Origin of the sequence: Aminiphilus circumscriptus DSM 16581, assembly GCF_000526375.1 — a bacterium.
Taxonomy (GTDB): domain Bacteria; phylum Synergistota; class Synergistia; order Synergistales; family Aminiphilaceae; genus Aminiphilus; species Aminiphilus circumscriptus.
The window spans coordinates 379,454-401,969 of sequence record NZ_JAFY01000007.1; the positions used below are offsets into that span (position 1 = coordinate 379,454).

The 22,516-nt window shown below is 58.6% G+C and carries 20 protein-coding genes; 17 read left to right on the top strand and 3 right to left on the bottom strand.

Going from position 1 to position 22,516, the window contains the following annotated elements; all coding sequences use genetic code 11:
* Positions 1-9 precede the first annotated feature (9 nt).
* From yidD to K349_RS0112570, 5 genes are all read left to right on the top strand, one after another.
* Positions 10-264 carry a membrane protein insertion efficiency factor YidD gene (gene yidD, locus K349_RS17210; protein ID WP_051464425.1) on the top strand — a complete coding sequence of 85 codons (255 nt, stop codon included), beginning with the start codon at positions 10-12 and terminating at the stop codon, positions 262-264.
* A 31-nt stretch (positions 265-295) separates the two neighbouring features.
* Positions 296-1,084, top strand: coding sequence for a YidC/Oxa1 family membrane protein insertase (locus K349_RS0112555; protein WP_029166130.1), 789 nt, complete (start codon positions 296-298; stop codon positions 1,082-1,084).
* Between the two features lie 72 nt (positions 1,085-1,156).
* Complete coding sequence (locus tag K349_RS0112560) at positions 1,157-1,819, top strand: Jag family protein (RefSeq protein ID WP_029166131.1); 663 nt, start codon at positions 1,157-1,159, stop codon at positions 1,817-1,819.
* 6 nt (positions 1,820-1,825) lie between these two features.
* Complete coding sequence (gene lgt / locus K349_RS0112565; protein ID WP_029166132.1) at positions 1,826-2,608, top strand: prolipoprotein diacylglyceryl transferase; 783 nt, start codon at positions 1,826-1,828, stop codon at positions 2,606-2,608.
* 204 nt (positions 2,609-2,812) lie between these two features.
* Entirely contained in the window at positions 2,813-4,222 is a 1,410-nt protein-coding gene (locus K349_RS0112570) for a Do family serine endopeptidase (protein WP_029166133.1), read from the top strand.
* A 120-nt stretch (positions 4,223-4,342) separates the two neighbouring features.
* Here the strand turns inward: K349_RS0112570 and K349_RS0112575 are convergent, their stop codons facing one another.
* Together K349_RS0112575 and K349_RS0112580 are read right to left on the bottom strand one after the other, a co-directional pair.
* Positions 4,343-4,648 carry a clusterin-associated protein 1 gene (locus tag K349_RS0112575; protein WP_157367390.1) on the bottom strand — a complete coding sequence of 102 codons (306 nt, stop codon included), beginning with the start codon at positions 4,646-4,648 and terminating at the stop codon, positions 4,343-4,345.
* Positions 4,649-4,814: 166 nt separating this feature from the next.
* Complete coding sequence (locus K349_RS0112580; RefSeq protein ID WP_029166135.1) at positions 4,815-5,498, bottom strand: response regulator transcription factor; 684 nt, start codon at positions 5,496-5,498, stop codon at positions 4,815-4,817.
* A 287-nt stretch (positions 5,499-5,785) separates the two neighbouring features.
* Here K349_RS0112580 and rpsO point away from each other — a divergent pair, with 287 nt between their 5' ends.
* Positions 5,786-6,052: a 30S ribosomal protein S15 gene (rpsO, locus tag K349_RS0112585; RefSeq protein ID WP_029166136.1), complete on the top strand. Its 267-nt coding sequence runs from the start codon at positions 5,786-5,788 to the stop codon at positions 6,050-6,052.
* 123 nt (positions 6,053-6,175) lie between these two features.
* Positions 6,176-8,485, top strand: coding sequence for a polyribonucleotide nucleotidyltransferase (locus K349_RS0112590; protein ID WP_029166137.1), 2,310 nt, complete (start codon positions 6,176-6,178; stop codon positions 8,483-8,485).
* A gap of 364 nt (positions 8,486-8,849) precedes the next feature.
* Here the strand turns inward: K349_RS0112590 and K349_RS0112600 are convergent, their stop codons facing one another.
* Positions 8,850-10,040 carry a pyridoxal phosphate-dependent aminotransferase gene (locus K349_RS0112600; protein WP_029166138.1) on the bottom strand — a complete coding sequence of 397 codons (1,191 nt, stop codon included), beginning with the start codon at positions 10,038-10,040 and terminating at the stop codon, positions 8,850-8,852.
* A gap of 178 nt (positions 10,041-10,218) precedes the next feature.
* Between K349_RS0112600 and hpf the strand changes: the two genes are divergently transcribed.
* The 10 genes from hpf (at position 10,219) to argH (ending at position 22,343) form a co-directional block, all read left to right on the top strand.
* The gene (hpf, locus tag K349_RS0112605; RefSeq protein ID WP_029166139.1) at positions 10,219-10,770 is read left to right on the top strand and encodes a ribosome hibernation-promoting factor, HPF/YfiA family; all 552 of its coding nucleotides are present in this window, start codon (positions 10,219-10,221) and stop codon (positions 10,768-10,770) included.
* 104 nt (positions 10,771-10,874) lie between these two features.
* Positions 10,875-12,845 carry a molybdopterin-dependent oxidoreductase gene (locus K349_RS0112610; protein ID WP_169731354.1) on the top strand — a complete coding sequence of 657 codons (1,971 nt, stop codon included), beginning with the start codon at positions 10,875-10,877 and terminating at the stop codon, positions 12,843-12,845.
* Positions 12,838-13,236, top strand: coding sequence for a hydrogenase maturation nickel metallochaperone HypA (hypA, locus tag K349_RS0112615; protein WP_029166141.1), 399 nt, complete (start codon positions 12,838-12,840; stop codon positions 13,234-13,236). The genes K349_RS0112610 and hypA overlap by 8 nt, the downstream gene beginning before the upstream one ends.
* Positions 13,221-13,901: a hydrogenase nickel incorporation protein HypB gene (gene hypB, locus K349_RS0112620; RefSeq protein WP_029166142.1), complete on the top strand. Its 681-nt coding sequence runs from the start codon at positions 13,221-13,223 to the stop codon at positions 13,899-13,901. Before hypA ends, hypB begins: the two co-directional genes overlap by 16 nt.
* Positions 13,898-15,919, top strand: a complete 2,022-nt coding sequence (locus tag K349_RS0112625) for an ATP-dependent helicase (protein ID WP_245588055.1) — start codon at positions 13,898-13,900, stop codon at positions 15,917-15,919. Before hypB ends, K349_RS0112625 begins: the two co-directional genes overlap by 4 nt.
* Entirely contained in the window at positions 15,879-16,784 is a 906-nt protein-coding gene (coaE, locus tag K349_RS17215) for a dephospho-CoA kinase (protein ID WP_029166144.1), read from the top strand. Before K349_RS0112625 ends, coaE begins: the two co-directional genes overlap by 41 nt.
* Positions 16,742-19,432, top strand: a complete 2,691-nt coding sequence (locus K349_RS0112635; RefSeq protein ID WP_338022319.1) for a CBS domain-containing protein — start codon at positions 16,742-16,744, stop codon at positions 19,430-19,432. The genes coaE and K349_RS0112635 overlap by 43 nt, the downstream gene beginning before the upstream one ends.
* 63 nt (positions 19,433-19,495) lie before the next feature.
* Positions 19,496-20,119, top strand: coding sequence for a site-2 protease family protein (locus K349_RS0112640; RefSeq protein ID WP_029166146.1), 624 nt, complete (start codon positions 19,496-19,498; stop codon positions 20,117-20,119).
* Positions 20,120-20,132: 13 nt separating this feature from the next.
* Entirely contained in the window at positions 20,133-20,912 is a 780-nt protein-coding gene (gene surE, locus K349_RS0112645) for a 5'/3'-nucleotidase SurE (protein WP_029166147.1), read from the top strand.
* A gap of 18 nt (positions 20,913-20,930) precedes the next feature.
* A complete protein-coding gene (gene argH, locus K349_RS0112650; RefSeq protein ID WP_029166148.1) occupies positions 20,931-22,343 on the top strand; it encodes an argininosuccinate lyase in 1,413 nt (470 codons plus the stop codon).
* Positions 22,344-22,516 lie beyond the last annotated feature (173 nt).

A 22,516-nucleotide genomic window follows, 5' to 3' on the forward strand; every position in this document is an offset into this window, starting at 1 on the left:
CCGGCGAGGATGGCGGTTCTTCCCATCCTCTTCTATCAGCGGTGTCTTTCTCCCTTTTTGGGAACGAATTGCCGTTTTTATCCCACCTGTTCCCAGTATATGCTCGAGGCGATCCTCCGGTTCGGCGTTCTGCGCGGAACCGGGCTCGGCGTGAAACGTCTTTTGCGGTGCGGTCCCTGGAACCCAGGGGGTTTTGATCCCGTTCCCGAGAAAATCCGCGGCGTAAAGACCCGAGCGGACGAGAAACGAAAGAAACAGCTTTAAAGAAACAGCTTTTCAGAGGCGGTGAACGAAGATGAGTGCACTGTGGAATGCGGGTGGCGCGCTGCTGCTCGGCATCTTGAACTTCTTCTACAACCTGTTCCATTCCTATGGTATCGCCATCATCCTTTTGACGGTGGTGGTGCGAATTCTGCTGCATCCGCTCTCGCACAAACAACTGGTGAGTATGCAGAAAATGCAGAAACTCCAGCCCAGGCTCAAAGTACTTCAGGAAAAGTTCGCGGGAGACAAGGAACGACTGAACAAGGAGACCATGGCTCTCTACAAGGAGAACAACGTGAATCCCGCGGCGGGTTGTCTTCCCCTCCTCGTGCAGCTCCCGATTCTGATTCTCCTGTTCCGCGTTCTTATGGACTTGAATCTTACTGGCTATTCCTTTCTCGGTATCCATCTGGATAAATCCGTGTACGGGGCTCTCGGTTCCGCCCTCGGGATCACGGATCCGGAGGTGGGGCTCATGGCCATTGTGAACGCCATCGGAACCAATCCGGGAGGCCTCTCTCAAGTGGGGCTCTATTTGGGGAATGTGCTTCTCATGGCCTTCATTGGCTATATCACGTGGTTCCAACAGCAGCTCACGGGTGCATCGAATCCGCAGATGGCGTTCATGAACTGGTTCATGCCGCTCTTTCTGGTGTTCATCTGTTTGAGCCTACCCGGCGGTGTGCTGCTCTACTGGGCGGTTTCCTCACTCATCGGTGTTGCGCAGCAGTGGTGGGTCCACAGGAGAACCGACATTGAGATGCAGGAGAAACCCGCGCTGTTCAAGGAGAAACCACCTGTCAAAGTAAAAGGCGAGTAAGGGAAAGTCCGTGTCCCCGTGTCCGGGAGGAGGAGTTTCCTCCCGAAGGGGTGTGGGGAAGGAGGTTCGCTCGTGACGGAACGAGAGTCCTTGGTGCTTGAAGCGGCTTCTCCGGAGGAAGCGCTGGAGGCTGCCGCGGCGAAATGGTATTTGGAACCCGAAGATCTTCATGTGGAATTGGTGGACGAGGAAAAACGCTTTTTCGGACTCCTGGGAAAAAGGACGACCTACAAAGTGGTTCCGGCTTTTGACCGTTCCTTTTTCCTGGCTCGAAACACTCTGAGGAAACTGCTGGCGAAGATGGGACTCGATCTCGAAGCGACATTGCGCGAGGATGGCGTTATGGATCTCGCCGGTCCCGACAAGGATTTGCTCCTTGCCTCGAATGAGACGATGCGCTCCCTCGAGTACGTGCTCAATCTCATGCTCCGTGAAGAACTCCAGGGGCAGTGGATCAAACTCGACAGTGAGGGGTACCGGGAGCGAAGACAGCAGGCGCTCGCCGCCCTTGCTCTTGCCGCGGCGGAAGATGCCCTTTCCCGTCGACGGCCCGTTTCCCTCGAGCCCATGACGAGTTGGGAGCGGCGTCTCATTCATGTGGAATTGAAGGACCGTACGGACGTGGAGACCCGATCCGTGGGAGAAGAGCCTCTGCGGCGGGTCGTGATTTGGCCCAAAAAGAGCGCCGCCGCGGCGCGCGGAACGGTGACGTACCGTTTCCGTAACAGAAAATAGGAACGCATGTACCGCGTTCTTTTCTCCATCGGTTCCGTTCCGGTCCACAGCTACTATGTGCTGTGGACCGTTGCGTTGTGTGTGGCGGTTCTCTGGACCAAGTCGCGTCTGATGAACGCCCTCGGCTACGAAGAACCGGAGGCGGCGCGTCTTCTCCTCTGGGCGTTGGGCGGAATGTATCTGGGCGCACGTGTCGGGGGCGTCATCGACAACTGGAGCTATTTCTCGGCGAATCCGCTCCTCGCTTTCGCGCCCTGGGAAGGTGGGCTCTCCGCCGTTCCTGCCATGCTCGGCGCTGCCGTCACGACTTTCGGATATCTCCGGCACAAGGGGCGTTCCCTCTGGCCCGTCGCGGAGGTGGCAAGCCTTCCCATGGCTGCCACAATCGCCATCGGGCGGTGGGGGTGTTTCCTGAACGGTTGCTGTTTCGGGAGGCACACGACCTCTTTTCTGGGAGTCCGCTTTCCTTTCGACAGGGCAGATATCCTGCGCCATCCAACACAGCTTTACGAGGCATTTCTGGGCCTGCTTCTCCTCGGCCTCCTCTTTGTCGTGGAGCGGTGGCTCGGTTCCTTCAAGGCGCGACGAGTCAGGGGTGCTGTCCTTTGCCCCCTGTTCATGATGGGCTATGGTCTCTACCGCGTTCTTTTCGATTCGCTCCGCCAGGATAGCCTGGAGAAAGCGATGTCCACCGCGGTGGTTCTCGGGGCAGTTGCGGCGACGCTCGGATTCCTCTGGCTGGGGCATTCTCTGCTCTTTCGGAGGAGTGGGAGCGAAAAGCATTTTTGATGTCTCTGCGCGCTTTTTTTCGATACGGTGATACGGTGCGGCGCGGAAAAAAGGGGCTTTCCCTTCGCAGAAGCGAAATACGTAGAGTTCGGGTGTGTGGAGGTCCGTAAATCCCACGATATCCAAAATGCCACGGCCGAGTACATTTTCCCTGAACGAACCCACGAGTGCATTTTCCCTGAACCCATATGGAGGTGACCGAAGATGATCGGTAAACGCCATGGAAACGGATTCGGAATAGTTTCTGCAGTTTTGTTTGCGGCACTTCTTCTCGGGCTGGTTCCTTTTTCCGGAGAGGCTCAGGACGTCTACAGCGGCAATCCCGTGGCGAAGATCGCCAGGGATGCTTCTCCAGCGGTGGTGAACATCGACACGGAGACGATAGTCCAGCGTTCTCCCATTCCCCTTCCTTTCGCGGACGATCCCTTTTTCCGGCGCTTTTTCGGAGAGGAGTTCGAACGGTTCAGCCGTTCCGTTCCTATGCGAGGCAAGGGTTCCGGATTCCTGGTTACAAAGGATGGATATGTTCTCACCAACAATCACGTGGTTCAGAGGGCGGACAAAATCACGGTGACACTGTCCGACGGAAGGGAATTGGAAGCGAAGCTCGTAGGGCGCGATCCGACCTTTGATCTTGCGGTTATAAAAGTCGAGGGGAACAATTTTCCCGTACTCGAGCTGGGGGACTCGGACCGGATCGATGTGGGCGAATGGGTGGTAGCCATTGGAAATCCCTTCGGCCTCGAACATTCGGTGACGGTGGGTGTCATCTCCGCCAAGAACCGGAGCGTGAACGCCGGAGATGTGAACTTTCAGGGATTCCTGCAGACGGATGCGGCCATCAATCCGGGAAACAGCGGGGGCCCGTTGCTGAACCTCGACGGAAAGGTCGTGGGCATCAATACGGCGATCATTCCCTACGCGCAGGGAATCGGTTTTGCCATCCCCGTCAACATGGCGAAACAAGTCATGGATGACCTTGTTCGTTTCGGAAAAGTGAAGCGAGGATGGCTTGGTGTCTATGTCCAGCCTATCACCCCGGAAATTGCGGAAGCGTACGGTCTCAAGGGAACGGAGGGGGCTCTCGTCGCGGATATTCAAGCTGATTCGCCAGCGGCGAAGGCCGGTTTGCTCAGGGGCGACGTGATTCTTGCCGTGGACGGCACTCCCGTGAAAACACATCAGGATCTCGTTTTCGGCATCAGGCGGCATCTCGCTGGTGACACGGTGGTTCTCGACGTCGTGCGCAAAGGAAAATCAGAGGCGATTCGCGTCCAACTTGAGGAGATTCCTGGAACGGAAGAGGCCACTGAAGAAGCACCGTCGGACCTTGAGGGAAAGCTGGGGTTGAACGTGAGCCCCGTCACGGAAGAGTTGAGGAGGCGTTATTCTCTTCAAGAAAACGCGGGCGTGGTGATCACCAAGGTAGAAGGTGGTTCACCTGCGGAACGTCTCGGACTGAAAGCGGGAGACCAGATTCTCGAGGTGAACGGGACTGCCGTGAAGGATCTCACGTCGTGGAAACGAGCTTTGGGACGGGTGAAGGGTTCCATTGTTCTTGTGGTGCAAAGAGAAGGAAGAACATTCTTTGTCTCCATGCGGCTTCCCGAATAGATGAAGGGTGACGAATCGAAAAAAGCGCCGGAGCGTTCGGGCTCCGGCGCTTTTTTCGATTCGTTTCGCAGGCGTAAACAGGACGAAGGTGAGGACATTCCAGGACTTCAAGGAGTGCCTTCACCAAAGGGGTGCATGTTCGAAAAGACTGGGGCGGTGGAGTTCGCTTTCTTCGAATTCCCGGGCGATCCGTCCCTTGGTGTTCATTTCCACCTGGAGCCGTGCGTTCTTTTCCTCCAGCTCTTTCGTTTTCTTGAGGACCTTTTGCTCCAGTTTCGCTTGGTCAGCCTGAAGGCGACGTCCCATGGCCGTCAAGGCGGTAATTTTTTGATGAAGCGCTTCGTTGAGGCGAAGAATCACCTTACAGAAAAGGCGATTGCGGAGGTAGGTGGAAGAGGTGTTGAGAACCATGGTGAGAAATGCCATGGATGTATCCGAGAGGGTCTCCTTTGCCGGAAAGAATTCCGAACATGAAAATTGCTCCTTCGCGATGGGATCCGTTTTTCCGGAGCGGGCATGCAAAAGAAGCGGCGACGCAAAAAGGCGTGTCCGCTGCTGTGGCGCCTGCGGACACGCCTTCGGGAACAATGGTCTACATGTCGAATTCGGGGCAGTGCACCTTGTAGCCGACGCCACGTACCGTGACCACCATGGCATCGAGATTGAAGGGGCGAAGACGGTCCCGAAGATATTTGAGATGGACGTCCACCACATTGCTGGTTCCATCGTATTCCTTCTGCCAGACTTTGTTGATGATCTGTTCGCGGCTGAAAACCTGGTTTTCGTTGCGCATGAGCAGTTCCAGGATGTCGAACTCGCGTCGGCGGAGCAGGACAGGCTGTCCGTCGATACGGCATTCTCTCGCTACAGGGTCGAGGACGAGGGGGCCGCACTTGAGGATGGGACGCTGTTGTTCCGAACTCCGCCGGATGAGGGCGTTGACGCGGGCAACGAGTTCTCGGAAGTCGAAGGGTTTGACGAGATAGTCGTCGGCACCTCTGTTCAGTCCCTCGACTCGGTCTTCAATGGCGTCCTTTGCCGTGAGCATGATCACGGGAACCTTCTTGCCTGCCTCGCGGACTTTTTCGACCACCTCGAAACCGTCCCGTCCGGGGAGCATGACATCAAGAATGACGCAGTCAAATTCGTTTTGCGTGAGCAATGCCAGTCCTTCTTCTCCGTTCTTCGCTCCCTCCACGCGGAATCCATGTTCGGCGAATCCTTCTGCGAGCACTTGAACCAAATCTCGATTGTCCTCGATAATAAGCAATTTCATGATGGATCGGACCTCCCTCGTAGAGCATTTAGTCTGATTCTATCTTTCTTCCCTTTATGGTTTATTGTATTATTAAAGCACGAGGTAAGGGAAATGTCGAGTGCAGAATTTACTGATTCAGGATCGTTTTTTGCAGTGCATCCAGCGGATGAGGATTCGGAACGGTTGGTTGGCGCTATTACCGTTGTCTTTCCAACGCGTGCGTGATATGATCCGCTGTACCGGGTGCTCGGGGGATGGAAACGTCCTCCTTCTGGGCCCTTGGAAAAATTCCAGAGGTGATGGCGATGATTCAAAAGGAAGTCAAGCAGCAGATCATTGAAGAGTTCTCCATGCATGGATCGGACACGGGTTCCACGGAGGTACAGGTGGCTATTCTTACCCACCGGATCCGTGAGTTGACCGAGCACATGAAAGTGCACTCCAAGGATTTTCACTCCCGGAGAGGGCTTCTCAAGATGGTCGGCAAGCGTCGTAAGCTTCTTGCCTATCTGCGGAGTCGGGATTTCGGGCGCTATCAGGCGTTGATCCAAAGGTTGGGACTCCGCCACTGACGGAGGCCGAGAAGCGAAGGACGAACGAGAGCGGGATTTCCCCGCTCTCGTTTTTCGTGTTTCATGTGTTATGCTTCTTGGCGGTGAAAACGAACAGGTCGAAGAATGGGAGGAACGAAAAGAATGATGAGAACTTTTGAGGTGACGGTCGGAGGAAGCAACATCACCTTCGAGACCGGAAAACTGGCGAAACAGGCGAGCGGGTCCATTCTGGCGAAACAGGGTGAGACGGTGGTTCTCGTTTCGGCGTGCATCTCCGAAACGCCCCGATCAGGCATCGATTTCTTCCCGCTCCTTGTCGATTACGAAGAGCGGTACTATTCGGCGGGGAAGATCCCCGGAGGGTTCATCAAACGCGAGGGGCGTCCCTCGGAGACGGCGATCCTGAGTTGCCGTGTCATCGACCGCTCCATCCGGTCACTTTTTGACGACAACCTTCGTTACGACGTGCACGTGGTCTCCACGGTCCTCTCCGTGGATCAGGTGAATCCACCGAACGTCCTTGCGGTGAACGCCGCCTCCGCGGCGTTGACGATCTCCGAGATTCCCTGGGAGGGGCCTGTCGGAGCCGTACGCATCGGGCGCATCGATGGACAGTTCGTGGTGAATCCCATGGAGCAGGACATGCCCCGCAGTGATCTGGATCTTCTCGTGGCAGGGCATGCGGGGGGTATCACCATGGTCGAGGCGGGGGCGAAGGAATTGCCCGAGGAGGTCATGGTGGACGCTCTTGAACTGGCGCACCGGGAAATTCTCAAGATCGTGGACGCGCAGCTCAAGATGCGGGAGGAGATAGGCAAGCCGAAGATTGTCATTCCCGACCCGGTGCGTATCCCCGAGATCGACCGTTTTGTGGAGGAGACGCTTCGGGAGGATATCCGGAATGCCGTTCGGATTCATGAGAAGAAGCCCCGGGGTGAGGCAATCGCCGCGGCGCGGCAGAAAGCGCTCGACGCCTTCAGTGAGACCTTTCCCGACAGCGCCTGGTATATCAAGTGTGCCGTGGAAGAGCAGGTGAAGAAGGCCATGCGCACCCTCGTCATCGAGGAGCGCTTCCGCTCCGACGGCAGGGGCATGCGTGATGTACGTCCCATTTCCGTCGAGGTCGGAGTCCTCCCTCGCTGTCACGGCTCCGCCCTGTTCACGAGGGGAGAGACGCAAAGCCTTGCCGTGACGACTCTGGGTATGATGGGTGAGGACGAGCAGATTCTCGATGGACTCAAGATCGACGAGCCCTCAAAACGTTTCATGCTTCACTACAATTTCCCTCCTTATTCCGTAGGAGAGGTGCGCCCCATGCGCGGCCCGGGAAGGCGTGAAATCGGGCACGGTGCGCTGGCGGAACGGGCACTCAAACAGCTCATGCCCGAGGAGGAAAAATTTCCTTATATCGTCCGCGTCGTCTCGGATATTCTCGAATCGAACGGATCCAGCTCAATGGCCTCGGTCTGCGGTGGCAGCCTCTCCCTCATGGATGCGGGTGTTCCCTTTATGAAAGCCTGCGCCGGAGTTGCCATGGGACTCATCAAGGAAGGGGACAAGGTGGAGATCCTCACGGATATTCAAGGGCTCGAAGATCACTACGGAGATATGGACTTCAAGGTCGCCGGAACCCGCGATGGCATTACGGCGCTGCAGATGGACAACAAAGCGGGAGGGATCACCCGGGAGATTCTGGAAGCCGCCCTCGGACAGGCAAAGGAGGGACGGCTCCACATCCTCGAAAAAATGGACGAGGTGCTTTCCACGCCCAGAGACTCGCTCTCGGCCTTTGCTCCCCGGATCACCACGATTCAGGTGGACCTGGAGAAGATTCGTGACATCATCGGTCCCGGCGGAAAAACCATCCGGAGCATCGTGGCCCAGACGGGGGCGAAGATCGACATCCAGGACGACGGCAAGGTCTTCATCGCCTCCGTGTCCGAGGAAGGGACGCGCCACGCGCTTTCCCTCATCAACGATCTCATTCGTGAAGTGCAGCCGGGAGAGATCTTCGCGGGCAAAGTGGTCCGCATGATGGCCTTCGGAGCCTTCGTGGAGCTGCTTCCAGGAAAGGACGGATTGCTTCACGTGAGCGAGGTGAGCACGCATCACGTCCCCAAGGTGGACGACATCCTTAAGCCCGGCGACCCTGTGCTCGTCATCGTCAAGGAGATCGACGACATGGGACGGGTAAACCTGAGCCGCCGCAGGCTTCTCGAGCGGGCGGAGGAATTCGATTTGCAGAACAGGTTCGGGGATCTTCTCGCCCTGGAGCGGGACCGGGAGGAGAAGATCGCCGCCGTGGCGACGACGCGTCCTCCGAGAAGCGGAGAGGACCGTCCGGAGCGCTCCGGAGGACGCTCGGACGGAAATCGCTCTTTCGGTGATCGAGACCGGAGAGGCTCACAGAACAGAGGCGGTGGCAGGCCGCCCCGTCGCCGGGAGGAATAGTCCTCGGTGTCCTCCGCCCGAACCGAAGCACGTGTGGTGTTTCCCTTTGTGAGGTGAATACGAGGAATGTCGGGCGGAGTGTCGATGAAAGGATTCCGGCGGTGGAGAGGTTGATGTTCATGCTGCTCTCGATGGAGAATGTGGGGGAAATGTTGTCTCTCGCGGGCGTGGTGCCTGTGCTCCATTACGCCTTTCTCTGAACATAAGCCAAAAACGAAGGCCTTCTCCCCGGAGAAGGCCTTCGTTCTGTCCTCGTGGGCTCGCGTCCGATTTCCTCTCGTGGAGCCGTAACCGCATTTCTTTCGGCGTTCAGGTGGTTGCCATCATGCCGCCGGAGCGTGTTCCGCAGGAAGAGCGACGTCTTTTAGGAAAGAGATTCAAGGAAACGACGGAATCTGGCCATGCCCTCGACGATTTCCTCGGTGGCGTTGGAGTAGGAGAAACGCACGTGTTCCGGACAGAGAAAGGCACTTCCGGGAACGGCAGCGACCAGCTCTGATTCGAGAAGTTTTTCACAGAAGGCCATGTCGTCATGGAAGGTCGTTCGTCCGTGGGTTTTGCCCATGCAGGCACTGATATTCACGAAGACATAAAAGGCGCCCCTGGGCTCCGGGAAGGTGACGAGAGGCATATCCCGCAGGAGTTTTACCATGAGATTCCTGCGTTCGGAGAAAATGGCGTGCATGGCGCGAACCTCCGCCTCGCCTCCCCGAAGAGCGCCGAGGGAGGCCCACTGAGCGATGGAACAGGCGTTGGAGGTGATGTGTCCCTGAAAGGCGGCGATCTTTTCCATCACCGCTGAAGGGCCGAGGGCGTAGCCGATGCGCCAGCCCGTCATGGCGAAGGCTTTGCTTACACCGTTGATCACGATGGTTCTGGGGCGAAGCTCCGGCATGAGCTGAACGAGATTATGGTGTACCGCCTCTCCGTAGACGAGACGTTCATAGATCTCGTCCCAAAGAATCCACAAATCATGCTGTTCGGCGAGTTTGCCGATGGCGCAAAGAAGGTCACGGTCGAGTACCATGCCCGTTGGATTGCAGGGGCTGTTGAGGATGATCGCCGTCGTCCTTGGAGTGATGGCCTGCGCGATGGCTTCCACAGTGGGCAGATAGCCTGTTGCTTTCGTGTCGACCTCCACCGGAACCGCGTCGAGGAGGCGAATCTGTTCCACGTAGCTCACCCAGGCGGGAGCGAGAACGAGTACCTCGTCGCCGGGGTCGACGATGCACCCCAACGCATAGTAAAGCAGGGGTTTTGCTCCGGCGCCGATGAGAATGTCCGCGGGATCGTAGACGAGGTCGAAACGGCGCGCATAGTATTCCGCGACGGCCTTCTTGAGTTCGGGAATGCCGCTGGCGGCGGTGTAGTGCGTTTCCCCCCGCTCCATGGCTTCCCGAGCGTATCGCAACGCTTCCGGGGGGGAGGCGAAATCCGGTTCGCCAGCTCCGAAGGAGATCACGTTCTTGCCCTTGCTCTTGAGAGCCTTCGCCTTGCCGGTTACCGCGAGTGTTGCCGACGGTTCAAGTCGTCCTGCGCGGGAGGATATCTTCATTGTTTCCAAGCCCCTTCCCTGTTGTTGTGTTGTCTTGCCTTGTCGCACGGCGGTACGTGAGCGTTTCAAGCGGCGCCACTTCCGCATCAGGTGCGATTATAACGCAAAGAAAGGGAAAGGCGAGTGTGATACAATACGAGGTACAACGAAACGCCGCAGGAGAAGAGGAGGGGTAGTCATGGACATCCGCTATGTCACGAGAAATATCGAGATGCCCGACGAAATCCGTAGCTTGATGGACAAGAAGCTCGAGAAACTGGAGAAATTCTTTGACCGCATTCTCGATACGCAGGTGGAGGTCCACCACAGCCGAGGCATGTTCGTTGTGGAGATCACGTCCAACGTGAACGGCGTGATCATGAGGGGTGAGGATTACGCTCCGGACATGAGAAAAGCTTTTGAAAAGGCGCTCAAGAACATCGAACGCCAGGTGAAACGACATAAGGATTACCTGAGGGATCGCTCACACCTGAAGAAGGGAATCCCCGAAATTTCCTTTGACCTGGAGAGCACATTGCCTCTGGGGGAGGACTCCGCCTCCGTCGGGAAGGAGGAGATCGTCAAGATCAAGCGTTTCCCCGTGCGTCCCATGTCTCCCGAGGAGGCAACCATGCAGATGGATTTACTGGGACACACTTTCTTCGTGTTCAGAAATTCCGACAACGGGGAGATCAATGTGGTCTACCGGCGAAGAGAGGGAAACTTCGGACTTCTCCAGCCCGAGAAGTGATTCCTGCCGGGGCCGAAATTGCGACCCTGGTTCCGAGATCCGGACAGAGCGAGGGGAGCCGCGGCTCCCCTCTTTTCCATATGAACCTTCCTGGAGGTGAGGCCATGTCCCGCGTCTGCACCACCGCATGTCCCAATGATTGTCCCGACGGCTGTGTCATGCGGGCTGAATGCGTTGCGGGAGAAGTGTCGCTTCGTCCCCACGAGGCACATCCATGGACCAGTTTTCTCTGCGCCAAGGGAACGACATGGATTGAGCGGACCCTCGGCGACGATCGGCTCACGGCGCCTCTTCTTCGGGACGGGGCGGGGTGGAGGGAGCTTTCCTGGCGGAGTGCATGGCGCCTCTGGGCGGACAAAGCGAAAGAAACGCTCGATCGTTTCGGCCCTCTTTCAATGATGCACTACCACCACGCAGGCAGTCTCTATTTCTCGAAAGCGCTTCTTCCGTCGGTTTTTGCGGCGCTCGGCGGATGCACGCGTACCGTGGGATCGCTCTGTGGTTCCGCGGGAAACAGAGGATTGCGCAACTGTTTCGGTGAGGTCCCGGTGCAACGTCCCGAGACGACGCAGCGCTTTGCCGGGGGGATCCTTTTCTGGGGAAGGAACGCTCTGGAGACGCACCCCCATGTGGTGCCCCTTCTGCGGGAAATTCGGCGACGAGGCGGCGAAATCGCTTCCGTGGAAATCCGGAAGAGCGCCACCGCAGCCTTTGGAGACCGTTTTTGGAGAGTGCGCCCCGGCGGTGACGCCTTTCTCGCTGCTTTTCTGTGTCGTCGCCTTGTGCTGGAGGGACGCTGTTCTCCCGCCTGGAGGGCCCGCGCTCGGAACTCTGCGGCTTTTGCGGCTTTTCTGGACAGCCTGGACGAGGCTATGCTCCTCGAAAATGCCGGAATGCCTCGGGAGGAAGCATTGGAGTTGCTTGCATGGCTTTGTCGTTTCTTTCCGGTGACACACTATGGTGGATACGGAATGCAGCGCTACCTCTCGGGACACCTTCAGTTCTGGTGGATCGGCGCCCTGGCGGTGCTGTTGGGTGCTTTTGAGAGCCCGGGAGGCGGTGTCGTCTTCGGCAAAGACGAATCCGCGCTGTTTCCGAAAGAGTTTCTCCCGCTTTTTCCCCTGGAGAGGCGCCTGCCCATTGCCGCCTGGTTCAGGGAGCTGCCTCGCTGCAGTCCTTCCGTGACACTTCTGGTGGTGACCTGCGCGAATCCTCTGCGTCAGAGTCCTCAGAGTGACAGTCTGGCCCGGGCGCTCCGGAACATTCCCTTCAAGGTCTGTGTGGACCATGTTCTCACCGAAACCGCCGCCGCGTGCGACCTTGTGCTTCCCGCGGCGACCTTTCTCGAAGAGGGGGACGATTGGCGTGGTTCCTACTGGCACAACTATCTTGTCCGGAGCGAGCAGGTTTTCTCGCCCCGGGGACAGGTGTTGCCGGACGTGAAGATTTTCTCTGGTTTCGCCGAGGCGTTGGGTCTTTCGGTGGACCTTGAGGAGCGCAAGCGTCTCATGGATGCGCGCCTTCTCGCCGATACGCGGCTGGAGTGCGTCGGCGAGGGGCTTTACAGGTGGGACGAGCCGGAATTCTGGAGGTTGGAGGACTCTTGCGCGTCGCTTCCCCTGGAGCTTCCTCAAAGTGGGGACGACGGTACGACTCTGTCTCGGGAAGGCGTGACGTCCTCTCCGATGCCCTATATCGTTTCCGAGACGGAGGGTCTGAGGCATGTTCCGCTTCGGCTTGTGACGGTTCACGTGGCGGCGTACACGAACGGTCAAAGTCGACATGTGCGGGGACTCCCGGATCTGCCGGAATGTCGCATGGCTCCCGACGAGGCTCGGGAGCGCGGATTTGCCGAGGGAGAGTGTCTTTTGCTGCAGGGAGAAAACGGCGAGGGCAAGATGGAGGTCCACCTCGTGGTCGATTCCTCTCTCGGAAGAGGGTACGTCATTCTTCCCCAGGGACTTCCGGGAGTGAACAGCCTCACGAAGGCCCTGGTGAGCCCCGGATACGGCGCTCCCTATGCGGAGAGCCGCGTGCTTGTCACAAGGTCGAAAGGTGCGCCCGCTCGTGCATGAACTCTCCCTTGTGGAAGCACTCTGCAAGGAACTGTTGCAACAGGGACAGGAACAGAAATGGCCCAGGGTCACCCGGATTGCTCTCCGGGTGGGGGAGATGCGCCAGGTGGTTCCCGATGTGCTCCTGTTCTGTTTCGACGTGGCCTCAAAAGGGACGATTCTTGAAGGCGCCGTCCTTGACATCGTTCCCGTTCCGCTTCTTTGGATGTGTCTGGAGTGCGGGAACGTTTGGCCTGGAGATGCCGCAAACGCACTTTGCCCGAATTGCGGGGCAATGCGGACGGTTTTGCGAGAGGGAATGGAATTGGAAATCGATTTTGTGGAAGTCGAAGATTTCGAGGAAAACCCCGAAGAGGCAACGAAGGAGAGTCGATCATGCCAAGATTGGTGAACATTCGGAGGTCGGTCTTCGAGGAGGACCGGAGGAACGCCGAGGCTGTCCGAGAAGAACTGGGGCGACGCGGCGTGCTTTTGGTGAATCTCATCGGTTCTCCCGGCGCGGGAAAAACCACGTTGCTGGAGGCGACGCTGCGAAAGAACGCGGAGCGGTCGGAGGCGCGCCGTTTTCGGTGTGCCGTCATCGAGGGAGATGTCGCCACGAGCCGCGACGCGGAGCGCATCATGGCGCTCGGTGTTCCTTCGGTGCAGATCAACACCGAGGGAGGATGTCACCTGGAGGCGCATCTCGTTCGAAAAGCTCTTGGTGCGCTTCCGTTGGACGAGGTGGATCTTCTCTTCGTGGAGAACGTAGGTAACCTTGTCTGTCCGGCGGAGTTCGATCTCGGCGAGGATTTCAAGGTCGCCGTCTCCAGTGTTCCCGAGGGGGACGACAAACCGCTCAAATATCCGCATCTCTTCCATCTGGTTCGGGCGGTGATTCTCACCAAGAGAGATCTCGCGCCTTACGTCCGTTTTTCTCCAGAGCGCTTCTGGGGCGACGTGGAGAAGCTCAACCCCTCGGCACGGCGTTTTCTGGTCGATTCCATCCAGGGGGATGGGCTGGAGGAGTGGCTTTTCGGGCTCGACGAATGGCTCGAGGAGAAACGGCACCGATGACCGAAAAAATGCGTGCTCCCGGTACTCCTGGGGCGGATCTCCGAAATTCCCTGAACCCACGTCAGGAGGAGGCGGTTCGCTATTGCGACGGACCTCTCCTCGTGCTCGCCGGTGCAGGAAGCGGCAAGACGAAGGTGCTCACGTCGAAGATTGCGTATCTTGTCTCTCAAGGCGTTCCTCGGGAACGCATTCTCGCCGTGACGTTCACCAACAAGGCTGCCACGGAGATGCGCGATCGGGTTGCAAACCTTCTGGGGGAAGGAGCCGGAACCTGGGGGAATCGCTCGTTGCAGATCGGAACGTTCCATGCCTTCGGTCTCCGTTTCCTCCTGCGTTCGGGAGACGCCTTGGAGAAACGGGGTTTCCGAAGAAACTTCGTCATTTTCGACCGAAACGACACGCGGTCTCTGGTGAAGGACCTGCTTGCCGCCCAAGGGAATGTCCCGATGGGCGGGCAGGCGAAGGAGGACATTGGAGGCATTCTGGAACTGTTTTCCCGGGCGAAGAACGAAGGAGACGTGCGGACCCTTGAGCCGGTGGGGCTGCGCGCTGCCATGAGGGAACTTTTTGACGCCTATACCGGTGCGCTTCGGGCACAGGGGGCGCTCGACTTCGACGATCTCCTGCGTCTTCCGCTGCACCTTCTCGCCACGGACGAGGAGGTACTCCGGAGGGAGCGGGGGGCCATCGACTGGGTGCTCGTGGATGAATACCAGGATGTGAATCGCCTTCAATACCTTCTGCTCCGCATGCTCGTCGGACGCGAGGGACACATCATGGTTGTGGGCGATCCGGATCAGTCCATCTATGGATGGCGAGGGGCGGACATGCGTATGATTCTCAACTTCGAGCGGGACTTTCCCGGAGCCAAGGTGGTGGTGCTCAATCAAAACTACCGCTCCTCCGCGACGATCCTCAAGGCGGCCAACGCGGTGATCCGAAACAACAACGCCAGAAAAAACAAGGATCTTTGGACGGTTCGGGACGGAGGGAGTCCCCTTCATCTTTTTCTCGGAGGCAGCGAACGTCAGGAAGCGCTCTTTGTCGCGGAGGAGACGGAACGCCTGCGTAACGAGGGATACCGATACGGCGATATGGCGGTCCTCTATCGGATGAACGCCCTGAGTCGCGTTTACGAGCAGGCATTCCTCGAGGGTGGCATTCCTTATCGGGTTGTCCGGGGAACGGCTTTCTACGAGCGAAAAGAGATCAAGGATGTGCTCGCCTTTCTCCGTCTCGCCGTGAATCCGTGGGATCGTCTCTCGCTTTTTCGGGTAGGAAACATGCCTCCTCGGGGACTCGGCAAAAAGAGATTGGAATCTCTCGCGGAGGTCCTCGGAAAAACCGGAGAGGGGGATGGCGTCTCTCTCTGGAAACGTTTGGAGGAGACCGGATTGGGATTGCGCGGCAAGGCCGACGAGGGGGTCCGTGCGCTGGCACGGCACATGCGGAACCTTGGAGAGCGGAAGAATGCCGTGGACGAAGCCATTCGCTACGTGATGGACGATCTGGAATACGCGGCCTTTCTTCGGGAGACTGAACCGGAGAATTGGGAGGAGCGGGAAGAGAATGTGTTCGAGCTTCTTTCCGTGATTCCTTCGGAGGGAACGCTGGAGGAATTTTTGGGGGAGGTGGCGCTCTTCACGGATCTGGACCGCCGAGAGGACGGTTCCGAGGATGCGGTGAACCTGCTCACGCTCCATGCGGCGAAGGGGCTGGAGTTTCCCGTCGTCTTTCTCGTGGGAATGGAGGAAGGTGTTTTCCCGCATGCCCGCTGCATCGAGGAGGAAAACGGCATCGAGGAAGAGCGACGGCTCTGCTATGTGGGGATGACAAGAGCGGAGGAACGCCTCTATCTGTCGGGAGCCCGTTCCAGGGTTCTTTTCGGAACAGTGCAGCGGAATGGATTTTCCCGGTTTCTCTGGGAGATTCCCGATGAATGCAGAACGATGGAGAACCGCAAGGAGGAGAGCGCCCATGGTGGTCGTCGGTTTGACCGGAGACGTTGGGGCTGGTAAGAGCACCCTCGCACACCTCTGGAGCGGGATGGGGGCGACGGTGGTGAGCGCCGACGCGATCGTGGCCCGGCTTTGGAACTCGCCGGACATCCTCGACGCGGTGCGGAAGCGTCTGGGGCCCGACGTCTTCGACGAAGAGGGGCGTGCGCGGAGGGCCGCCGTGGCGGAGCGCGTTTTTGCCGACGACGAAACCTATCGGTGGCTCAACGACCTGTTTCATCCTCCTGTTCTCGAGGAGATGGAGCGGCTCGTGAGCGCCGCTTCCAGGTGGGTTGTGGCAGAGATTCCCCTCCTTTTCGAGGTGGGAGTGCCCTGGTGGATGGATTTGGTCGTGTTTGTCACGGCTCCCGAGGAAATTCGGGCTGCAAGGAATGAATATCGGGGTATCGGCAGGGAGGCGCTCTTGCTTCGGGAACGACGACTCTTCTCTTCGGAGGAGAAAAAGGCACGCTCCCGTTTCGTTCTTGAAAACGGGGCGGATCTGGAGACCTTCCGTCGAAAAGGCAGAGCTCTGGGGCTGCTCTTGCGTGCCATGGCGGAACTGCTCTCGGTGGAGTGTCCCTGCGCTTCCAGGGAGGAAGCGCTTTCTCTGGCCCGCATGCTCGTTCGGGAGAATCTTGCCGCCTGCACGCACATTGTTCCGGTGGAGAGCGTGTTCCGGTGGAAAAGTGTCGTCGAAACCGAGGCGGAACACCTGCTCGTGGCGACGACCACGGAAAGGCTTTTCCCGGTCCTTCGGGAAAGGCTTCTCGCCGCGCATTCCTACGAGTTGCCGGTGATCACCGCCAGGGAAGTGCGGCGGGGAAACGCAGCGGCGCTCGAATGGATCGTTCGTTCCTGCGTCGCTCCGACGGAACCCTCATGAAAGTCATAACCAGCCACATTGGTTCGGATTTCGATTCTCTGTCAAGCATGGTTGCGGCGTCCAGGCTCTACGAGGATGCGGTGCTCTGTTTCGCCGGGTCGGCGACCCGGAATGTGCGGGAGTTCCTGAAACGGTTCGGTTTGCGCTGGCAGGTCCTCACGCCGCGAAAGATCGACCTGGATGCGGTCTCAATGCTGGTGTGCGTGGATGTGCGCGCCGCTTCCCGCATCGGTCCTTTCGCGTCTCTCCTCGGAAAGAAGAACATCGACGTACACGTGTACGACCATCATCCTCCCGTTCTCGATCCCATTCCGGCGTCGTTTTCCCTGATCGACTCCGTTGGAGCCACCACGACACTTCTCGTGGAACTGCTTCGGGAGAAAGGAATTTCCCTTTCCCCGCAGGAGGCGACTCTCTTTGCCATGGGAATCTACGAGGACACGGGGGCGCTCACCTTCGGCGCCACCTGCCGGAGGGACTACGAGATTGTGGCATATCTCCGGGAGCTCGGTGCGGACATGACTATGATTCCTTCGCACATCGAGATCGCCCTCAATGCCGAGGAGCGGGGCTTGCTGGACGCTCTCGTGGAGAGTGCGAGAGAACGCTACATCCGTGGCGCCAAGGTGGTTTTTGCCGATGCGCGCATCGGAGGATACGTGGACGGTCTCTCTTTGTTTGTGCATCGGCTTCGGGACTACTACGACGCCGACGTGGCCCTCGCCGTCGTGGGCATGGAGCAGCGTACCTACGTGGTGGGGCGGAGCAGGGAAGGTGTTCTGGACATGGCGGCATTTCTGGGAACCCTCGGCGGCGGGGGACACGCCCAGGCGGCGTCGGTAACGCTCACTGCGGTGAAACCCGAGGACCTGCTCCCCGAACTGGAGCGCCGCGTCGAGGAGTGCATCGAGCCCTCCCTTCTCCTTCGGGATGTGATGAGCAGCCCCGTCATGGCCGTTTCTCCGGGAGTTTCCGTGGACGATGCCTACCGGGTTATGATACGGTATGGACACGCTGCCCTGCCTCTCGTGGAAGAGCATGTTCTTGTGGGGATCATCACCCGGAAGGATCTCGACAAAGCCAGGCTTCACGGATTGGGCAGCGTGGCGGTGCGGGAATTCATGACCGAGGGAATCGTCACGGTGTCTCCCGAGGCTTCCGTGGAGGAAGCACACCGGAAGATGGTGCTCCACAATATCGGCAGACTGCCCGTCGTCCGGAAGGGCGAGCTCGTGGGCATCGTGACGAGGACGGACATGTTGCGGGCCCTCTATCCCGTGTCGCTCGGAAGACGGGAACATGCGAGGGAGGAAGAGCGTCCCTGGCAGGAGGACGTTTCGGATCTTCTGGAGCGCCGCTTGCCCGGATGGGTGGTTCCCATCCTCCGAAAGCTCGGGCGTCGGGCGGGAAAGATGGGTATGAGAGCATACGTGGCGGGAGGTTTTGTGAGGGATCTTCTGTTGCATCGCCCGACCCTGGACATTGACGTCGTGGTGGAGGGCGATGCGGTGCCCTTCCTGCAGAGCTGGCGGAACGACGGATGCCGTGTGGCCGTGCACGCTCGTTTCCGCACGGGGACCATCGTGTTTCCGGAGAACAGACGTGTCGATGTCGCTACGGCGAGGAGGGAGTTCTACGAATATCCCGTGGCTCAGCCCAGGGTATCGAGCGACTCTCTGAAACACGATCTCTACCGCAGAGATTACGCCGTGAACGCCATGGCGGTCTCCATCAACGAGGACGACTGGGGTACGCTTCTGGACTATTTCGGAGGCCGAAGGGATCTGCAGCGCAAGATCCTGCGGGTATTGCACAATTTGAGTTTCGTGGAGGATCCCACGAGGGTGTTTCGTGGGATCCGTCTTGAGCAGCGTCTCCGGTTCCGCCTGGAGGAAAACAGCCTGAGGCTTCTTCAGAACTGTGTCAAGGGCGGTCTGATCACCCTGCTCTCCGGGGTTCGCCTTCGCACGGAACTTGAGGAGATCTTCAGGGAGGAATATCCTTATCCGGCGGCCCGTCGTCTCGGTGAACTGGGGGTCTGGGAGATGCTTTTTCCCGGCCTTCTCTTCGGAACGGGGGCTGCCCGTTGTCTCCGTCGGATCGGGGCACTCTTCCACCGTATCCGTCGGGATCTTCCTGATTTTGGCAACGACTTGTGGCTTGCCTCTCTCGCGGGGCTTCTTGAGGATTCGCCGGAGAAGGTCCGAAGGGCAGTGCCGGACAGGCTGCATCTTGCTCCCAGGGAACGGATGATCGTGGAACGGGCGCTTTTTGAGCGTGGCGCGGCGGAACACGAACTTGGAGGACGGGCAGAAAAGCCTCCCTCGGAGATCGTCGCATTTCTCCGGGATGTTCCGAATGCCACGGCGCTCTCTTGGGCTGTCGCCACGGAGCGGTGGCGTGTTCGGAGGCGAATCCTTCTGTATCTCACGCGGCTTTGCCGCGTGCGTCCGATGCTCACAGGAAGGGATCTTTTGGATCTCGGGCACCGGAGCGGTCCTCACATCGGAGATATTCTCGAAGGACTTCTTCGTGCGCGTCTTGAGGGAGACGTCGAGACGCGGGAGGAGGAGATTCGCTGGGTGCTCACGCGGTATCCCCTCGGGCAAGTGGAGCGTGTTTCGAGGCAAGGGATTTCTCGACATTGAAATGAGAGAGACGCTGTTCGGGATCGGATAGCGGAAGAGGAAAAAAGAAAGGACGGACGAGACATGTTTTCCCTGCCCAATCTGAGTGATTTGTTGTTGAGCGTTCCCGCCGTGCTCTGGGCCATCACGTTTCACGAATTCTGCCACGGCTATGCGGCGTATTACTTCGGCGATCCCACCGCGGCGCGCATGGGAAGGCTCACGCTCAACCCCCTGGCGCATCTCGACCCCATCGGCGCGCTCATGTTGCTGCTCTTCCGATTCGGGTGGGCGAAGCCGGTTCCCGTGGATCCCCGTTATTTCCGAAATCCCGCCCGGGACATGGTCTTCGTTTCCCTTGCAGGCCCCGCAGGGAACATTCTCTCCGCCGCGATGGTAGGGCTTCTGCTGCATCTCTTTCCTCGCCTTTTCGCTGCAAACGTGCCACTTTTCACGTTCATGCTCCTTATGGTATACATCAACCTGGGGCTCGCAGTATTCAATCTCATTCCCATACCGCCTCTCGACGGATCGAAAATCCTGTACATGCTCCTTCCGCCGCGTTTTCTCCGGGGCTTTTTCTGGCTTGAGCGGTATGGGATGTTCGTGCTCATGGCCTTGGTGCTGCTGAACGTCATTCCCCTGATCATGAGGCCTTTCGTACGCCTCCTCGCGAGAATGGTGCTGCCCTCGTGGCTTCCTTTCTGAGGAGCGGTGAGCCATGAAAATTCTTCTGACCAACGACGATGGCGTTTTTGCTCCGGGGATCGCCGCCATGGCGAGGGCAATTGCCCATGCAGGGCACGACCTGCTCGTGGTCGCACCGGACCGGGAGCGGAGCAGCGTGGGACATTCCATAACGCTCACCCGCCCGCTCCGCCTCTGGAGGATCGCCTCGGGGCCCTACGAAGCGGGGCAGGATGTGTATGCCTGCGACGGGACGCCGTCGGACTGCGTCGTTCTCGCCCTCGAAGAGGTGGCCCCAGAGACGGATCTCGTTCTTTCGGGGATCAATCGCGGACCGAATCTCGGAGACGACCTCACCTACTCCGGGACGGTCTCGGCCGCTATGGAAGGAGTTGTCCTCGGCCGTCCTTCCCTGGCGGTCTCTCTCGCCATCGCGCCGGACGATGCGGAACAGCATTACGAGACGGCGGCGGAGGTGATGTTGCGCCTTCTGGATCGTTTCCCCGGGACGTCGCTTCCGAAAGGTGTTCTTCTGAACGTGAACGTTCCGAACATTCCTCTCGAGGAGATCCGGGGGATTCTTCCCACGAGGAAAGGCGTTCGGGTTTACGTGGACAAGGTGAACAAGCTTCGGGACCCACGGGGGCTTACGTACTTCTGGATCGCAGGAAGGCCCGAGGACGAGCTTGTCGAAGGAACGGACGTCTGGGCGGTGGCACACGGCGCCGTCTCGGTCACGCCGGTTCACATGGACATGACGCACTTTCCGACTCTGGAACACCTCAGGGATACCTTTACCTCCGTCACTCTCTGAAAGGAGCATGTGGTTGTCATGTGGAAAGGCCGTTTCACCGAGGAAACACATGAGACAGTCCGCCGCTTCACCCAGTCTCTCGATGTGGACTGGCGGCTCGCCGCCGCGGACATTCGGGGGAGCGTCGCCCACGTCCGGATGCTTGCCCATATCGGGCTCCTCACGCCGGAGGAAGCGCGAACATTGGAGGAACACCTTTTCGCCATCGGAAGAGACATCGACGCGGGCATTCTCGTTCCGAAGGAAAGTCTCGAAGATGTGCACATGAACATCGAGGCCGCTCTCATCGAGCGGTGCGGTTCCCTCGGTGCGAAACTCCACGCGGGGCGAAGCAGAAACGACCAGGTGGCGACCACGATGCGTCTCTTTCTCCGGGAGGCCCTGCTCGATGTGTGGGGGCGTCTTGAAGTTCTTCTCGAAACGCTCCAGCAAAAAGCCGGGGAGCATCGTGACGTGGTGGTTCCCGGCTATACCCACCTGCAGCAGGCGCAACCGATCTCCATGGGACAGTACTGGATGGCGTATTTCTGGGCTTTTCTTCGGGATGCGGAGCGGCTTCTCGCAGCCTATCACTCCTGCGATGCCTGTCCTCTGGGTGCCGGTGCCCTCGCGGGTTCCACGCTTCCACTGGACAGGGAGTTCACGGCGAGGGATCTGGGTTTTTCCAGAATCACGGAAAACAGCATGGATTCCGTGGCACAGAGAGATTATCTTCTGGATGTGCACTATTTCTTCGTCTCCTTCGGACTGCATGCGAGCCGGCTTGCGGAGGACCTCATCATCTACAGCAGTACCGAATTCGGATGGATCGAGCTTCCCGATGCCTTTTGTACGGGATCCAGCATCATGCCCCAGAAAAAGAACCCCGATGTGCTGGAACTCCTTCGGGGGAAGGCGGGGCAGTTTGTGGGACACATGACGGATCTGATGGTGAGCGTGAAGGGGCTTCCCCTGACGTACAACCGGGATCTTCAGGAGGACAAGCGGGGGCTTTGGGCTTCCTTCGAGGTGTATTTCCAGATTCTTTCGGTATTGCCGGATCTGCTCGCCCGGGTTGGAGTCTCCGCCGAAAAGGCCCGGCGAGGGTTTTCCGACGGTTTCATCTTCGCGACGGACGTGGCGGAATATCTGGTGGGCAGGGGAATTCCCTTTCGAGAGGCCCACGAGAAGGTGGGGCGGCTCGTGCGATGGTGCGTCGAGGAGAAACGTGCACTCACCGGGCTTTCCTCCGACGAGTGGCGTCGCCTGCTTCCCGAGGCCGAGGCGGATCTTCCGGGGCTGCTTGTTCCGGAGACGTCGGTGGAGCGACGAAAAACCCTCGGCGGAACGTCTCCGGAACAGGTACGGTGGCAGCAGGCGCAGGGGATGGATGCTTTGAACGGATTGCGAGAAACGTTTCGAGGGAAAAAGGAGATCCTTTCCGGAACATAGGGAAGAAGGAAACGTGTAGAGCATGTTCCCCCGTTCCTGGAAAAGAGACTGGGAAAGCGTGTCGTGTTACAATCTATCGTCAGTGTCGCACGACAGCAGTGTTTTGTTCTTGACGCCGAGGAAAAGGAGTGGTGATCTTGGGCACGACGTCCTCGAAGAGTTCCAAAAAGGAC

Excerpts from the sequence above, each read along its gene's own strand:
- K349_RS0112625 (WP_245588055.1), top strand. The coding sequence starts at position 13,898 with ATGACCGAAAAAATGCGTGCTCCCGGTACTCCTGGGGCGGATCTCCGA.
- surE (WP_029166147.1), top strand. The coding sequence starts at position 20,133 with ATGAAAATTCTTCTGACCAACGACGATGGCGTTTTTGCTCCGGGGATC.
- K349_RS0112570 (WP_029166133.1), top strand. The coding sequence starts at position 2,813 with ATGATCGGTAAACGCCATGGAAACGGATTCGGAATAGTTTCTGCAGTT.
- K349_RS0112610 (WP_169731354.1), top strand. The coding sequence starts at position 10,875 with ATGTCCCGCGTCTGCACCACCGCATGTCCCAATGATTGTCCCGACGGC.
- hpf (WP_029166139.1), top strand. The coding sequence starts at position 10,219 with ATGGACATCCGCTATGTCACGAGAAATATCGAGATGCCCGACGAAATC.
- K349_RS0112555 (WP_029166130.1), top strand. The coding sequence starts at position 296 with ATGAGTGCACTGTGGAATGCGGGTGGCGCGCTGCTGCTCGGCATCTTG.
- coaE (WP_029166144.1), top strand. The coding sequence starts at position 15,879 with ATGGTGGTCGTCGGTTTGACCGGAGACGTTGGGGCTGGTAAGAGCACC.
- yidD (WP_051464425.1), top strand. The coding sequence starts at position 10 with ATGGCGGTTCTTCCCATCCTCTTCTATCAGCGGTGTCTTTCTCCCTTT.
- rpsO (WP_029166136.1), top strand. The coding sequence starts at position 5,786 with ATGATTCAAAAGGAAGTCAAGCAGCAGATCATTGAAGAGTTCTCCATG.
- lgt (WP_029166132.1), top strand. The coding sequence starts at position 1,826 with ATGTACCGCGTTCTTTTCTCCATCGGTTCCGTTCCGGTCCACAGCTAC.
- K349_RS0112580 (WP_029166135.1), bottom strand. The coding sequence starts at position 5,498 with ATGAAATTGCTTATTATCGAGGACAATCGAGATTTGGTTCAAGTGCTC.
- hypB (WP_029166142.1), top strand. The coding sequence starts at position 13,221 with ATGCCAAGATTGGTGAACATTCGGAGGTCGGTCTTCGAGGAGGACCGG.
- K349_RS0112635 (WP_338022319.1), top strand. The coding sequence starts at position 16,742 with ATGGATCGTTCGTTCCTGCGTCGCTCCGACGGAACCCTCATGAAAGTC.
- K349_RS0112575 (WP_157367390.1), bottom strand. The coding sequence starts at position 4,648 with ATGGCATTTCTCACCATGGTTCTCAACACCTCTTCCACCTACCTCCGC.
- K349_RS0112600 (WP_029166138.1), bottom strand. The coding sequence starts at position 10,040 with ATGAAGATATCCTCCCGCGCAGGACGACTTGAACCGTCGGCAACACTC.
- K349_RS0112640 (WP_029166146.1), top strand. The coding sequence starts at position 19,496 with ATGTTTTCCCTGCCCAATCTGAGTGATTTGTTGTTGAGCGTTCCCGCC.
- argH (WP_029166148.1), top strand. The coding sequence starts at position 20,931 with ATGTGGAAAGGCCGTTTCACCGAGGAAACACATGAGACAGTCCGCCGC.
- K349_RS0112590 (WP_029166137.1), top strand. The coding sequence starts at position 6,176 with ATGATGAGAACTTTTGAGGTGACGGTCGGAGGAAGCAACATCACCTTC.